We start from the raw sequence: 13,967 nt of genomic DNA, 5'->3' as shown, positions 1-13,967 counted from the left end.
GAACATGGCAGGTCAGCGCGCTATGGTCTGCCGTATACGGCCGACCGTGGCGGCTACATCGGCCCATTCCGGCCTGTCCGGGGCAAATTGCCGCCGGAGGAAGGTGACGAGCTCTGTGACCTGGCGGTCGGTCATGCTGTCCTTGAAGGCCGGCATGTAGCCGAGGTCGGTCACCGCCGGCCTGGCGATGCCGTGCAGGATCACCTGGATCAGATTGTCTGGGGCGTCGCTGTGCAGATTGCTGTTCAGCGCCAGCGAGGGCCGGCTGCCGAACAGCGGCGCGCCGCCGACCTCATGGCAGACCGCGCAGGCGCCCTGATAGATCCGCGCGCCGGCCGAGGCGGCGGTGGTGACGGCAGTACCGGCTTCGAGCTTCGCGGCGAGGGCATCATGGGCCGGCCGGTCGGCGGTCGCGTTGAACGAGGCGAGGTAGACTGCCATCGCGCGGATGTCGTGGTCGGGCAGCGCGGCGAGCTCTTTCACGACCGGCGCCATCGGGCCCGCGGCGACGCCGTGCAGGCGGGACTCACCGGTGCGCAAATAGGCATAAAGCTCGTCCTCGCTCCAGGGGACCGGCGCCTTCGACAGCGAGGTCAGCGCCGGCGCCTCCCAGCCCTCGGCGAAGCCGCCGGCGAGATAGGCGCGCTGCTGCTCAGCGCCGAGCGCATTGCGCGGCGAGTGGCAGGCGCTGCAATGGCCGAGGCCCTCGATCAGATAGGCGCCGCGATTCCACGCCTGCGATTTCGTGGAATCGGGTTGGAACGTGTTGGGTTGATGGAACAGCGCATTCCATCCGGCGAGCAGCGGCCGCAGGTTGAACGGAAAGGCCAGCGCATTCGCCGGCGTCGTGGCGCGCACCGGTGCTTGCGCCATCAGGTAGGCATAGAGCGCCTGCAGGTCGGCCTCGGTGGTCCTGGCGAAATGCGTGTACGGAAACGCCGGATAGAGATGGCGGCCGTCGCGATGAATGCCCTCGCGCATCGCGCGCTCGAACGCGGGATAGGACCAGGCGCCGATGCCGGTGTCGACGTCGGGCGTGATGTTGGTCGTATAAATGGTGCCGAACGGCGTTTCGAGCGGCCGGCCGCCGGCGTTCGCGATACCATGCTCCGAGGTGTGGCAGACGGCGCATGCGCCGAGCGCCGCAAGCTCCTTGCCGCGCGCGATCGTCGAGGCCGAATAGACCGAGGCATCGGGGCGAGCGATCGGCGCGATCGCGCGCCAGGGCAAGACCGCTGCGCCGATCCCGATCGCCGCCGCGCAGAGTGCAGCAATGCCAGCGAGCACGCCGCCGCGTTTTGCAAATGGATTCTGCCATCTGTTGAGATCAGTGGTCTGCGCGGGCGGCGGCAGCGGCGCGGGTGCGGCAGGCTGCTCGCCGCGCAATCCCTTCAGAATGCGCTCCGGCGTGAACGGCAGTTCGCGGAAGCGCACGCCGGTCGCATCATAGATCGCATTGGCGATCGCGGCCGCACTCGGCACCGAGGCGGATTCGCCGACGCCGAGCGGCGGCTGGTCCTGCCGCGGCAACATCAGCACGTCGATCTTCGGCAGCTCGGTGAATTTGATGATGGGGTAGGCGCCCCATTCCCGCGCCGTCACCGCGCCGCGCTCGAAGGAGACCTCCTCCATCAGCGCGCGGCTGGTCGACTGGATGACGTTGCCCTCGATCTGGTGCCGTACGCCCTCGGGATTGATCATTAACCCGGAGTCCTGGCCGGCGACGACGCGCGTCACGCTGACATCGCCGGTCGCCTTGTTGACGGCGACGTCGGCGATCCATGCCGACCATGCCGCGCCGTAGCCGGGAAACTTGCTGTGCACATAGAGCGCATAAGCAAAGCCGCGGCCGCGCACGATATCGCCGTCCGCTTCCGGCTCTTTCCACACCGGGCGCGGCGTCCAGCCGGCGCGCTCGGCGACCGCGTTGACGAGATCGACCGCGCGCTTGTCCTTCAAGTAGCGCAGCCGGTATTCGATCGGATCGACCTCGGCCTCGGCAGCGAGCTCGTCGATGTAGGATTCATGCGCAAACGTGTTCGGCAGCGCCGAGACGCCGCGAAACCAGGACGCGCGCACGATCGGCGGCATGTCGTTGGCGACCACGCGCATGTTCTCGTAGTCGTAAGGCGGGATCGCGGTGCGATCGCCCATCTCGAACACGGCGGCTTCAGGTGCGATCCGCCCGGTGAGCAAGAGCGCCAGCGTCGGCGCGCCGTTCGACGGATAGCGCGTGGCAAAATCGTAACCGGCGACGCTGCCGTCGGCATTGAGCCCGCCATTGACGTCCATCAGCTGCGCGGTGCCCTTCGGCTCCCAGGCGTGTTCCTGCTCGCGGGTGAGCTGCACCCGCACGGGCCGGCCGACCGCGCGCGACAGCAGCAGCGCATCGGCGGAGACGTCGTCGGCGCAGTTGCGGCCGTAGCAGCCGGCGGCTTCCATCCGGATCACGTCGATCTCGGATTCCGGCCGCTGGATCAGGAGCGCCAGATCGCCGCGCAGGATGTGCGGGTTCTGCGTGCCGGACCAGACCCGGATCGCGCCCTCGCTGCAGTCGGCAACCGCGCAGGACGGGCCGATCGAGCCGTGCATCTGGTAGGGCCAGACGTAAGTCCGTTGCATCGGCTTGGCTGCCGCCTTGATTGCGGCATCGACGTCGCCCTTGTCGATCAATTGCCGCGGCGTCGCAGGATTGGCGCGCAGCGCCTGCTCGATGTCCGAGAGATCGGTCAGCGCCGGCCCCGGCTTCCAGCTCACTTTGAGCTGCGCGGCGGCCTTGATCGCATTCTCCTCGCGCTCGGCGACGACGCCGACGAAATCGCCGATCCGCACCACCGCGACCAGCCCGGGGATATCGCGCACCGAGGCTTCATCGACCGCGATCAGGCTGGTGCCGACGAACGGGCCGGCGTCGACGCCGGCATAGGGCGGGCGGACGACGCGGCCGTGTAGCATGCCCGGCACGCGCACATCGTGGACGTAGACCAACTCGCCGGTGGCCTTCGCCGGCAGGTCGACGCGCGGCACGGATTTGCCGACGACGGAATAGGCGCTCACTTCCTTGACCGGCACGTCGTCGGCGAGCTCGAGCCGGATGGTCTCATCCGCGATCAGCTCGCCAAAAGTAACGCTACGATTGTCGTGGCCGCGGATCAGGCCGTCCTCGATCGTCAGGTCGCTGGCTGGCAGCTCCAGCCGCTCGGTCGCGCGCTTGAGCAAAAAGTGTCGCGCTTGCGCGGCGGCCTTGCGCAGGGGTACGGCGGTGATCTGGATGGTTTCGCTCGCGATCGTCGCGCCCTGGTTCGGCACCACGGCGGTGTCGCCGAGCACCACAACCACGCGGGCAAAGGAGACGTCGAGCTCTTCGGCGACGATCTGGCCGAGCGCGGTGCGGATGCCGGTGCCGAGATCGACATGGCCGTTATAGGCGTTGACCGACCCGTCTGATGTGATGGTGATGAAGGTCTCGAATGCGCCTTCCGCGCCCAGCACCGCGGGGCGGACGACCGACAGCGAGCCGCGCCGGCGTTGCTCTGGAGATCGCGCGTCCGCCATCAATCGCGCGCCTCGAGCGCGCGGCCGGCGGCGCGCATCGCCGCGCGGATGATCTCGATATGCGCGCCGCAGCGGCAGAGATTGTAGCGCAGCGCTTCCAGCACCTCGCGCTCCGAAGGTGTCGGGTTGCGCGCGAGCAGCGCCTTGGTCGAGATGATCATGCCGTTGAGGCAATAGCCGCACTGCGCGGCCTGTTCGCGAATGAAGGCGTCCTGCACCGGATCGGGATGCTCGCGGCTGCCGAGACCTTCGAGCGTGACGATGTTGCGCCCCGCGCAGCCCTCGATTGGAATCACGCAGGCGCGCGCCGCGACGCCGTCGATCAGCACCGCGCAGGCGCCGCATTCGCCGAGCCCGCAACCGTATTTCGGTCCGTTCAATTCGAGATCGTTGCGCAGCACGTAAAGCAATGCGGTGTCGGGAGCGGCGTCGACATCATGATTCCTGCCGTTCACGGTCAGGCGCATTGCCCTGGTTCTCCCCTTGATGTTTGCGCTGCAATGTCAGCGTCGGATCGCCGGCGAGGATAACGTTTGTATACAAACGTGCAAGCGGCGGCATGCCGCGCTGCAGCGAGTGCACGCTTTATGAACAGGGTGCGCAAGCGAATGGCAGAGTTTGATTGCAAAGGCCGCTTGACAGGCTTGAGGCTCGCGCGCAGGATCATTCGTATACGAACGATATAGGCAGGGAGGCGGAAGGGCAGTATGATCGACCGCCACCACAAGTCCAGGCTTGGTCACGATGGCTGACACAATGACCGTCGCCGCCGGCGACAAGATCCGCTGCGATGCCTGTCCGGTGATGTGTTACATCAAGCCGGGGGCGGCCGGCGCGTGCGACCGCTATGCCAATCACGACGGCACGCTGGTGCGCGTTGATCCGCATGTCGTGCTGGAGCGCACGGTCTCGCACGGCGGCAAGCTGGTTCCGTTCCAGGTGAGCGGCGACTGGGACGGCAAGATCGTCCGCCAGCCCGAGCTCTTCGTCACCGCGATCGGCGCCGGAACCACCTATCCGGACTACAAGCCGGCGCCCTTCATCGTGTCGTCGGAGGTCGACGGCGTCGACATGGTCACCGTGGTGACCGAGGGCATTTTCTCCTATTGCGGCGTCAAGGTGAAGATCGACACCGACCGCTATCTCGGTCCGGAGACCGCGACCGTTCGCGCGGACGGCGAGGCGGTCGGCCATGTCACGACCAGCGAATATGGCTCGCAGATGCTCTCGCTCGGCGGCGTGCATCACCTGACCGGCGGCTCCAAGAAAGAGGGCCGTGTCACCTGCGACACGCTGATGGACCTCTCCAATTGCAAGGCGGTGGCGCTGACCATCGATGGCGGCGCCACCGTCGTGGTGCAGGCCGGCAAACCGCCGATCGTCAACGGTGTGGCAGAAGAGCGCATGCGGGTCGGCTGCGGCTCGGCGACGATCGGCATGTTCGCCAAGCAATGGCACGGCAAGGTCGATGAGGTCGTGGTGGTCGACGACCACATCACCGGCGTGCTCAGCGAGCACCAGGCCGGCAAGTTGCTCGACATCGCCGATACCGGCATCAAGATGAAGGGCCGCCGCTCGACGCCCGGCCGCTACTTCCAGGTCGCCGATCCCGGCACCGGGTGGGGCGGCACCAACATCTCCGATCCGCTGTCGATCCTCGGTCCCTTCAATGCCAAGGAAGCGCGGCCTGGACTGACCATGCTGATGGTCTCGACGACAGGCGAGCATGCGTCCTACTACGTGCTCGACGGGGCGTTGAAGCCGGTCGAAACCGAGATGCCGGCGGATCTCCGCTTCTCGGTCGAGCGGATCCAGGAGAATTGTGAGCCAGCGCTGTGCACCGTGCTGTTCATGGGCGGCGCGGGCGGATCGCTGCGCGCCGGCGTCACCGACAATCCGGTGCGGCTGACCCGTTCGGTCAAGGATGCGCTCACAAGGGTCACCAGCGGCGGCGCGCCGGTCTATGTCTGGCCGGGCGGCGGCATCACCTTCATGGTCGATGTCACGCAGATGCCGGCCGGCGCCTTCGGCTATGTGCCGACCCCGGCGTTGGTGGCGCCGATCGAGTTCACGATGCGGCTCACGGATTACGCGGCGCTCGGCGGCCATATGGACTATGTCCGGCCGCTGTCGTCGCTGCGGGACAGCGCCGAGATCAAGCCGATGCCGTATCTTCCCGGGCGGCGCGCATGAGAAGGCTCCCGCAAATCGCGCTTCTTCCTGACGGCAAGCGGCTGCATTTGCAGGACGGTCCCATCGATCTGGTCATCGAAGCCAAGGGCAGGGATGCCGACGTCAGCGCCGCCTATCAGGCGGCGGCGGAGCGTTTCAGGGGCTTGCTCGACGAACTCTGCGTGGAACTGGCCGAGTTGCGCAGCGCGGCCAATCCCAAGCACAGTGCGCTGAATGGAGTGGTCGCACGGCGCATGCATGCGGCGGTCGCGCCGTTTGCCGCCGACTGCTTCATCACGCCGATGGCGGCGGTCGCAGGCTCGGTCGCCGAGGAAATCCTCGGCGCGATGTTAAGGATGGCAACGCTCGACCGTGCCTATGTCAACAATGGCGGCGATATTGCCCTGCATCTCGCAGGTGGCGAGCAGTTCAGCGTCGGCCTGATGGACCGGCCGGACCGCCATGGCGTGATGCACACCATGACCGTCGATGCCAAGATGCCGGTGCGCGGCATCGCGACAAGCGGCCGCCACGGCCGCAGCTTCTCGCTCGGCATTGCCGATGCCGTCACCGTGCTGGCGCGGACGGCATCGCAGGCCGATGCCGCGGCGACCGTGATCGCCAATGCGGTCGATCTGCCCGGCCATCCCGCAATCATTCGTCTTCCCGCCAACGAACTGCAGCCCGACAGCGATCTCGGCGCACGGCTGGTGACGCGCGATGTCGGGGCTTTGGCGGGGCATGAAATCGAGCAGGCGCTGGAGGCGGGGGCGGCGCGGGCGCGCGTGCTTCTGATGTCGGGATTGATCGAGGGCGCGGCATTGCGTCTACTGGGCGAAACGCGGCTTGTCGGTGCAACTGGAAACGGGACGCCGGCGTCGCACGCGTTTCAAACAAGAACGTCAGAAATCATGCTGCAGGCATGACCGGGAGCGAGGCAAGATGAGCGCCGTCATTCGCAAGATCGTCACCGTGGTCGAGGAGACCCATCTGGAGATGGGCAAGACCATCGCGCCGCCGACCCGGCGCGCCGCCGCGATCGCCGTGATCGAGAACCCCTTTGCCGGCCGCTATGTCGAGGATCTGTCGCCGCTGATCGCGATCGGGGAGGAACTTGGCGAGTTGCTGTCGAAGCGGGCGGTCGCCGCGCTCGGCATCGACGGCGCCAAGGCGCACAGCTACGGCAAGGCCGCCGCGGTCGGCGAGAATGGCGAGCTCGAGCACGCGGCCGCGATCCTGCATCCGAAGATGGGCGCGCCGGTGCGCAAGGTGCTCTCCAAGGGGGCGGCGCTGATCCCGTCGTCGAAGAAGCGCTCGGGCCCCGGCACCACGCTGGATATTCCGCTCGGGCACAAGGATGCGGCTTTCGTGCGCAGCCATTTCGACGGCATGGAAGTGCAGATCAACGACGCGCCGCGGGCCAACGAGATCATGGTGGCGGTCGCGGTGACCGACAGCGGCCGGCCGCTGCCGCGCGTCGGCGGGCTGACGGTTGATGAGGTCAAAGGCGAAGACGGATTGCGATAATCTCTTTCAAGAAAAACTGGAGGACGGGATGCGTGGTTATTTCGTAGGGGCGGGATTGGCGATCGCGGTCGCGGCCATGGCAACGGGCGCCATGACGACGCAGGCCGTGGCGCAGAGCGAAATCAAGATCGGCGAGATCAACTCCTATTCGTTGCTGCCGGCGTTCACCGAGCCCTATCGCAAGGGCTGGCAGCTCGCGGTGGAGGAGATCAATGCGGCCGGCGGTATCAACGGCAAGAAGCTCGTCGTCATTTCCAAGGATGACGGCGGCAAGCCGGCGGATGCGCAGACCGCGGCGAACGAGCTGGTGTCGAGCGAAAACGTCGCGATGCTGACCGGTACGTTCCTCTCCAATATCGGGCTCGCGGTCTCTGACTTCGCGAACCAGAAGAAGGTATTCTTCCTCGCCGCGGAGCCACTGACCGACGCGATCACCTGGTCGAAGGGTAATCGGTATACCTTCCGCCTGCGGCCGTCGAACTACATGCAGGCCGCGATGCTGGTGGAAGAAGCCGCAAAACTTCCCGCAAAGCGCTGGGCGACGATCGCGCCGAACTATGAATACGGCCAGTCGGCGGTCGCGGTGTTCAAGAAGCTGATGTCGGCGAAGCGGCCCGATATCCAGTGGGTCGACGAGCAGTGGCCGCCGCAGGGCAAGATCGACGCCGGCCCGGTGGTGCAGGCGGTTGCCGCAGCAAACCCGGAGGCGATCCTCAACGTCACCTTCGGTGCCGACCTGGTCAAGCTCGTGCGCGAAGGCAACACCCGCGGCGTGTTCAAGGGCCGGACCGTGGTGAGCTTCCTGACCGGCGAGCCGGAATATCTCGATCCGCTGAAGGACGAGACACCGGAGGGCTGGATCGTCACCGGCTATCCCTGGTACTCGATCAAGACGGCCGAGCATGACGCGTTCCTGAAAGCCTATCAGGCCAAGTACAACGACTATCCGCGGCTCGGCTCGATCGTCGGCTATCAGACCATCAAGGCGGCGGCGGCGATCCTTGCGAAAGCCGGCTCGAGCGATCCCGAGAAGCTGATCGCTGCGGCCGAAGGCATCTCGATGCCGTCGCCGTTCGGCGAGATCACCTTCCGCAAGATCGATCACCAGTCGACGCTTGGTGCCTTCACCGGCAAGACCGCGCTGAAGGACGGCAAGGGCATCATGGTCGATACCGCGTATCGCAAGGGCTCGGACTATCTGCCCAGCGATGCCGAAATCGAGAAGCTGCGGCCGAAGGATTGATCTTCTTCTCCCTCGCCCCGCTCTTGCGGGGAGAGGGTTGGGGTGAGGGGCGTCTCCACGAGTGAGTTCGCGGAGAGTCCCCCTCACCCGAAACTCGAGCTCGCGCTTGAGTTTCGACCTCTCCCCGCAAGCGGGGCGAGGTGAAGGAAAGTGACGTTTGTTATCTCCAACGCGGACCGCCCATGGCTTTCTACATCGTCCAGTTCCTGACCGGTCTTGCCAGCGCGGCGTCGCTGTTCCTGGTCGCTTCGGGTCTGTCGATCATCTTCGGCGTGACGCGGATCGTGAATTTCGCGCATGGCGCGTTCTACATGCTCGGCGCCTATGTCGCCTTCACCCTGACCGAACGCTTCTCGGGTGCGTTCGGCTTCTGGGGCGGCATCCTCGTCGCCGCGCTGGCCGTTGCTGCGATCGGCGTGCTGGTCGAGATGGTGCTACTGCGCCGGATCTATCATTCGCCCGAGCTGTTCCAGTTGCTCGCGACCTTCGGCCTGACCCTGATGGTCGAGGACCTCGTGGTGCTGATCTGGGGCCCGGACGATCTGGTCGGCCGCCGCGCCCCGGGCTTCAAGGGCGCGATCGATTTCTTCGGCCAGAATATTCCGAGCTACGACCTGTTCCTGATCGTGCTCGGGCCGGTCGTGCTCGGCGTGCTCTGGCTGTTGTTCCAGCGTACCCGCTGGGGCGTCCTGGTGCGTGCGGCAACGCAGGACCGCGACATGGTCGCGGCGCTGGGCGTCAATCAGAAATGGCTGTTCACCAGCGTGTTCGCGCTCGGCGTCTTCCTCGCCGCGCTCGGCGGCGCGCTGCAGATTCCGCGCGATGCGGTCAATCACGCGATGGATCTGCGTGTCATCGTCGAGGTCTTCGTCGTGGTCGTGATCGGCGGCCTCGGCAGCATCATCGGCGCCTTCGTCGCGGCAGTGCTGGTGTCCGAGCTCAACGCCTTCGGCATCCTGATCTTTCCGAAGATCTCGATCATCCTGGTGTTCCTGGTGATGGCGGTGGTGCTGATCGTCCGTCCGTGGGGCCTGTTCGGCAAGCCGGAGGCGCCGGCGCGGCGCACGCCGGGCTTGACCGTCAATCCGTGGCGGCCGCTGACCGTGAACGAACGGCTCGCGGCGATCGCCGTGCTGGTCGTCGCCGCCGCGCTGCCGTTCGTCGCCGGCAATTATCTGCTCACCGTCGGCTCCGAGATCGCGATCTTCGTGATCTTCGCGGTCAGCTTGCACTTCCTGATGTCGGTCGGTGGGCTCGCCTCGTTCGGCCATGCGGCCTATTTCGGCCTCGGCGCCTATGGCGTGGCGTTGCTCGCCAAGATGGTGGGCCTGCCGATGATCGCCTGCCTGCTGCTCGGTCCGCTGCTGGGCCTGATGGGTGCCGCCGTGTTCGGCTTCTTCGCGGTGCAGCTCTCCGGCGTCTATTTCGCGATGCTGACCTTGGCCTTTGCCCAGATCGTGTGGTCGATCGCGTTCCAGTGGGTGTCGGTCACCGGCGGCGACAATGGCATTCTCGGGGTCTGGCCGGAGAAATGGGCGGCGAGCCCGTCGCATTTCTACTGGCTGTCGCTCGGCATCGCCGCGCTTGCGGTGGTGATCCTGCGCATCATCGTGTTCTCGCCGTTCGGTTTTGCGCTGCGCGCCACGCGCGATTCGCCGCTGCGCAGCGAAGCGATCGGCATCAACGGCAAGCGCATCCAGTGGACCGCCTTCGTGATCGCGGGCACGGTCGCAGGCCTTGCCGGCGCGCTGTTCGCCTATCTCAAGGGCAGCGTATTCCCCGACAACATGGGCATCTCGCTGTCGGTCGACGCGCTGGTCATGGTGCTGCTCGGCGGCGTCGAGACGGTGTCGGGCGCGGTGGTCGGCGCGATCGTCTACAAGGCGCTCAATATCTGGCTGGTCAGCCAGACCGATCTCTCAAAGCTCGTGCTCGGCGGCTTCGTCGTGCTGATCGTGGTCGCGTTCCCGAAGGGCATCGTCGGTACGCTGGAAGCCTACATGCATCGCAGGCGCAAATCCTCGTCATCGGCGCCGTCGCCATTGCTGACCTCCCGCATCGAAAGCGCCGAATGAGCATGGTCCCCACATTGCTGTCGGTCGAAGGGCTGACCAAATCCTATGGCGGCGTGCACGCGGTGCGCGGCGTTTCCTTCGAATTGCGTGCCGGCGAGATCCTGGCACTGATCGGACCGAACGGCGCGGGCAAGAGCACCTGCTTCGACATGCTCAACGGCCAGAACATTCCCGACAGCGGCCGCATCCGCGTGCTGGGCGCCGAGACCACCGGCAAGAAGCCGCGCGCGATCTGGCGCATGGGGGTGGGCCGCACCTTCCAGATCGCGGCTACATTCCCGACCATGACGGTGCGCGAGAATGTGCAGGTCGCGCTGGTGTCGCACGGCGCGCAGCTGTTCAATCTGTGGACCTCGACCGCGCGTCACGCCCGCGACGAGGCCGGGCGGCTGCTCGACCTGGTCGGCATGGGCGCCTATGCGGAGCGCCCGTGCGGCGAGCTCGCCTATGGCGACGTCAAGCGGCTCGAGCTTGCGATCGCGCTCGCCAACCAGCCGAAGCTGCTCTTGATGGACGAGCCGACCGCCGGCATGGCGCCGCGCGAGCGCGTCGAGCTGATGCGGCTGACGGCGCGGATTGCGCGCGAGCAGTCGATCGGCGTTCTCTTCACCGAACACGATATGGACGTGGTGTTCGAGCATGCCGACCGCATCCTGGTGCTCAACCGCGGCAGCCTGATCGCCGAGGGCTCGCCGGAAGAAGTCCGCGGCAATGCCCAGGTGCGGGCGATCTATCTCGGCGAGGGCCTCCTCTACGACGCGCGGCACCGCGAGGGAGCATCGGCATGAAGTTGACGGTGAAGGACCTCAACAGCTTCTACGGGCCGGCGCATATCCTGTTCGACATCGCGCTCGAGGTCGGCGAGGGTGAGGTGGTCGCGCTCCTCGGCCGCAACGGCGCCGGCAAGTCGACCACGTTCCGCTCCATCGTCGGCCTGGTCGAGAACCGCTCCGGCCGCGTGATGTTCGAGGGCAGGGACGTCTCCGATCTGCCGACGCATGCGATCGTGCGTGGCGGGCTCGGCTATGTGCCGGAGGAGCGGCGCATCTTCACGGATCTGACGGTCGAAGAAAATCTCGAGGTCGGCCGCCAGCCGAAGCGGCCGGGCGCGCCGCAATGGGACCGGGAGAAACTGTTCAAGCTGTTTCCCAACCTCGGCGAGATGCGCAGCCGCCCCGGCGGGCGGATGAGCGGCGGCGAGCAGCAGATGCTGACCATCGCGCGCACGCTGATGGGCAATCCGTCGCTGGTGCTGCTCGACGAGCCGTCGGAGGGGCTGTCGCCGAAAATCGTCGAGCAGATGGTCGATGCGATCCTGGCGATGAAGAAAGAGGGCGTCAGCATCGTCGTCTCCGAGCAGAATCTGCATTTCGCCCGGCTCATCTCGGACCGCGCCTATATCATCGAGCGCGGCCGGATCTGCTTTGGGGGCACCATGGCGGAGCTTGATGCGCGTCCGGATGTCCGCGACGCGCATCTGTCGCTGTAAAGGGCAGGTGGACAATGGCGAGGAGTGCTGCACAGAAGCGAAGCGTCAAGGCGACGAAACCGGGATACGTGCTGGACGAGCAGATCGGCTTCATCCTGCGCCAGGTGTCGCAGCGCCACGCCGTGATCTTCGCCCGCGAGATCGGCATCAATCTGACGCCGACGCAGTGGGCGGCGCTGTCGAAGCTGTCGGAGGTCGGGGCCTGTTCGCAGAACCAGCTCGGGCGGCTGACCTCGATGGACGTTGCGACCATCAAGGGCGTGATCGACCGCCTGACCGCGCGCGGCCTGACCGAGACCGCGCCCGATCCCGACGACGGCCGCCGGCTGCTGGTGAGCCTGACGCGCGCCGGCCAGCAGATGGCCGACAAGGCCGCGCCGAATGCGCTGGTGATCTCAAGGGAGACGCTGGCGCCGCTCGACGCCAAGGAGCGCGAAACGCTGATCGCGCTGCTCGGGAAGCTGCGGTGACATAAATTCCAGCACCGTCACCCTGAGGTGCTCGCCTCTTGGCGAGCCTCGAAGGGTCGACGGCCCCGCTGGTGGCCGATTCATCCTTCGAGGCTCGCTTCGCTCGCACCTCAGGATGACGGGTCGCGCAATCGTCCCCTACTTCGCCACGATCTCCGGCACCTTCCCCGCGGGCGGGGTGTTGCGGCTGCGCTGGGTGCGGACGATGCCGTCGATGATGGTCATGCCGATGCCCGGGAGATCGCCGAGCTGCACGCTCTCCAGGATGTTCTTGCCCGGCGAATGCTGCGCCTTGTCCATCAGCACGAAATCGGCGGAGCGGCCGACCTCGATCAGGCCGCAATCGAGCTCGCGCATCCGCGCGGTGTTGCCGGTCGCGAGGCAGAACGCGAGCTCAGCGGGCAGTTCGCCGAGCGAGGACAGCAGCGAGACCATCCGCAGAATGCCGAGCGGCTGCACGCCGGAGCCGGCCGGCGCGTCGGTGCCGAGGATGACGCGATGCAGATCGCCCATCTCGCGCGCGGTGCGCAGCGTGAACAGCGCCGAGCGCTCATTGCCGTTGTGCACCAGCTCGAGCCCGCGCTTGCAGCCCTCGCAGATGCAGCGGATCTGGTCGTCGGGCAGGGCAGTGTGGCCGCCATTGATGTGGCCGACCACGTCGGTGTCGGCCTCCAGCACCACGTCCTTATCGATCAGGCCGGAGCCGGGGATGGAAGGACCGCCGGTGTGGATCGTGCTCTGGATGCCGTATTTGCGGGCCCAGCCGACCATTTTCCGCGCCGTCGGCCCGTCCTTCACGCCACCGAGCCCGACCTCGCCGAGCAGCTTGACGCCGGCGGCGGCCATTTCCTTGAAATCGTCCTCCACCATCTCGCATTCGATCACAGGCGCACCGGCATGCACCTTCACGCCGCCCGGACGCAGCGTCCAGAACGCGCGCTGCGCGAAGATCGCCATCGCCTTCAGCCCGACCACGTCGCGCGGACGGCCGGGCATATGCACCTCGCCGGCGGAGATCATGGTGGTGACGCCGCCGTGCAGATAGCTGTCGATCCAGTTGATCTGGTTCTGCCGCGGCGTCCAGTCGCCGGCGACCGGATGGACGTGACTGTCGATCAGGCCGGGCGCGACCGTCGTTCCCATGGCATCGACAATGGTGGTGGCGCCTTCGGTGTCGACGTCCTTGAGGCGGCCGATCGCAGTGATCTTGCCGTTCTCGGCCACGATGGTATCGGCATCCAGGATCGGCTTCTCCAGCGCTCCCGACAGCAAGAGCCCGATGTTGCGGATCACCAGCTTGCTGGGGCCGGTGGCCTGGGGCGCGTCGTGAGCCATGGGGTGTTTTCCTTCTGTTTCTTCCCGAATTGCCCGGGAATTTGAGCCCGGCTTGACTTTTCGATCAAGCCGGATTATTCGTTTGTATACGAATGATCGTA

Annotated in this window: 11 protein-coding genes; 8 read left to right on the top strand and 3 right to left on the bottom strand. The window is 66.3% G+C overall.

The window, feature by feature from the left end; genetic code table 11:
- Positions 1–12 precede the first annotated feature (12 nt).
- Together BI327_RS20745 and BI327_RS20740 are read right to left on the bottom strand one after the other, a co-directional pair.
- On the bottom strand, positions 13–3,555 hold the full coding sequence (locus BI327_RS20745) for a molybdopterin cofactor-binding domain-containing protein (RefSeq protein ID WP_076862630.1): 3,543 nt from the start codon (positions 3,553–3,555) through the stop codon (positions 13–15).
- Positions 3,555–4,022 (bottom strand): (2Fe-2S)-binding protein, encoded by a 468-nt coding sequence (locus BI327_RS20740; protein ID WP_076862629.1) that lies wholly within the window; start codon positions 4,020–4,022, stop codon positions 3,555–3,557. Before BI327_RS20740 ends, BI327_RS20745 begins: the two co-directional genes overlap by 1 nt.
- A gap of 277 nt (positions 4,023–4,299) precedes the next feature.
- Here BI327_RS20740 and BI327_RS20735 point away from each other — a divergent pair, with 277 nt between their 5' ends.
- From BI327_RS20735 to BI327_RS20700, 8 genes are all read left to right on the top strand, one after another.
- Positions 4,300–5,748: a 6-hydroxynicotinate reductase gene (locus BI327_RS20735; RefSeq protein ID WP_076862628.1), complete on the top strand. Its 1,449-nt coding sequence runs from the start codon at positions 4,300–4,302 to the stop codon at positions 5,746–5,748.
- Positions 5,745–6,653, top strand: a complete 909-nt coding sequence (locus BI327_RS20730; protein WP_076862627.1) for a UPF0280 family protein — start codon at positions 5,745–5,747, stop codon at positions 6,651–6,653. Before BI327_RS20735 ends, BI327_RS20730 begins: the two co-directional genes overlap by 4 nt.
- Positions 6,654–6,669: 16 nt before the next feature.
- Entirely contained in the window at positions 6,670–7,254 is a 585-nt protein-coding gene (locus BI327_RS20725) for an amino acid synthesis family protein (RefSeq protein WP_029078203.1), read from the top strand.
- Between the two features lie 28 nt (positions 7,255–7,282).
- On the top strand, positions 7,283–8,497 hold the full coding sequence (locus tag BI327_RS20720) for an ABC transporter substrate-binding protein (protein WP_076862626.1): 1,215 nt from the start codon (positions 7,283–7,285) through the stop codon (positions 8,495–8,497).
- A 182-nt stretch (positions 8,498–8,679) separates the two neighbouring features.
- On the top strand, positions 8,680–10,572 hold the full coding sequence (locus BI327_RS20715; RefSeq protein WP_076862625.1) for an ABC transporter permease: 1,893 nt from the start codon (positions 8,680–8,682) through the stop codon (positions 10,570–10,572).
- The gene (locus tag BI327_RS20710; protein WP_076862624.1) at positions 10,569–11,360 is read left to right on the top strand and encodes an ABC transporter ATP-binding protein; all 792 of its coding nucleotides are present in this window, start codon (positions 10,569–10,571) and stop codon (positions 11,358–11,360) included. The genes BI327_RS20715 and BI327_RS20710 overlap by 4 nt, the downstream gene beginning before the upstream one ends.
- A complete protein-coding gene (locus BI327_RS20705) occupies positions 11,357–12,061 on the top strand; it encodes an ABC transporter ATP-binding protein (protein ID WP_076862623.1) in 705 nt (234 codons plus the stop codon). The genes BI327_RS20710 and BI327_RS20705 overlap by 4 nt, the downstream gene beginning before the upstream one ends.
- Positions 12,062–12,075: 14 nt before the next feature.
- Complete coding sequence (locus BI327_RS20700; RefSeq protein ID WP_016842448.1) at positions 12,076–12,531, top strand: MarR family winged helix-turn-helix transcriptional regulator; 456 nt, start codon at positions 12,076–12,078, stop codon at positions 12,529–12,531.
- A 138-nt stretch (positions 12,532–12,669) separates the two neighbouring features.
- On the opposite strand, the gene BI327_RS20695 is transcribed toward BI327_RS20700, so the two are convergent.
- Positions 12,670–13,866, bottom strand: coding sequence for an amidohydrolase family protein (locus tag BI327_RS20695; RefSeq protein WP_076862622.1), 1,197 nt, complete (start codon positions 13,864–13,866; stop codon positions 12,670–12,672).
- Positions 13,867–13,967: the final 101 nt, after the last annotated feature.

The organism is Bradyrhizobium mercantei (assembly GCF_001982635.1).
GTDB classification, from domain to species: Bacteria; Pseudomonadota; Alphaproteobacteria; order Rhizobiales; family Xanthobacteraceae; genus Bradyrhizobium; species Bradyrhizobium mercantei.
Note: the sequence above shows the minus strand (reverse complement) of the source record. Positions and strands in the feature narration are given on the sequence as shown.

Bases quoted from the DNA above. Each gene is read 5' to 3' on its own strand.
- BI327_RS20710 (WP_076862624.1), top strand. From the start codon at position 10,569: ATGAGCATGGTCCCCACATTGCTGTCGGTCGAAGGGCTGACCAAATCC.
- BI327_RS20705 (WP_076862623.1), top strand. From the start codon at position 11,357: ATGAAGTTGACGGTGAAGGACCTCAACAGCTTCTACGGGCCGGCGCAT.
- BI327_RS20725 (WP_029078203.1), top strand. From the start codon at position 6,670: ATGAGCGCCGTCATTCGCAAGATCGTCACCGTGGTCGAGGAGACCCAT.
- BI327_RS20700 (WP_016842448.1), top strand. From the start codon at position 12,076: ATGGCGAGGAGTGCTGCACAGAAGCGAAGCGTCAAGGCGACGAAACCG.
- BI327_RS20695 (WP_076862622.1), bottom strand. From the start codon at position 13,866: ATGGCTCACGACGCGCCCCAGGCCACCGGCCCCAGCAAGCTGGTGATC.
- BI327_RS20735 (WP_076862628.1), top strand. From the start codon at position 4,300: ATGGCTGACACAATGACCGTCGCCGCCGGCGACAAGATCCGCTGCGAT.
- BI327_RS20740 (WP_076862629.1), bottom strand. From the start codon at position 4,022: ATGCGCCTGACCGTGAACGGCAGGAATCATGATGTCGACGCCGCTCCC.
- BI327_RS20745 (WP_076862630.1), bottom strand. From the start codon at position 3,555: ATGGCGGACGCGCGATCTCCAGAGCAACGCCGGCGCGGCTCGCTGTCG.
- BI327_RS20720 (WP_076862626.1), top strand. From the start codon at position 7,283: ATGCGTGGTTATTTCGTAGGGGCGGGATTGGCGATCGCGGTCGCGGCC.
- BI327_RS20730 (WP_076862627.1), top strand. From the start codon at position 5,745: ATGAGAAGGCTCCCGCAAATCGCGCTTCTTCCTGACGGCAAGCGGCTG.
- BI327_RS20715 (WP_076862625.1), top strand. From the start codon at position 8,680: ATGGCTTTCTACATCGTCCAGTTCCTGACCGGTCTTGCCAGCGCGGCG.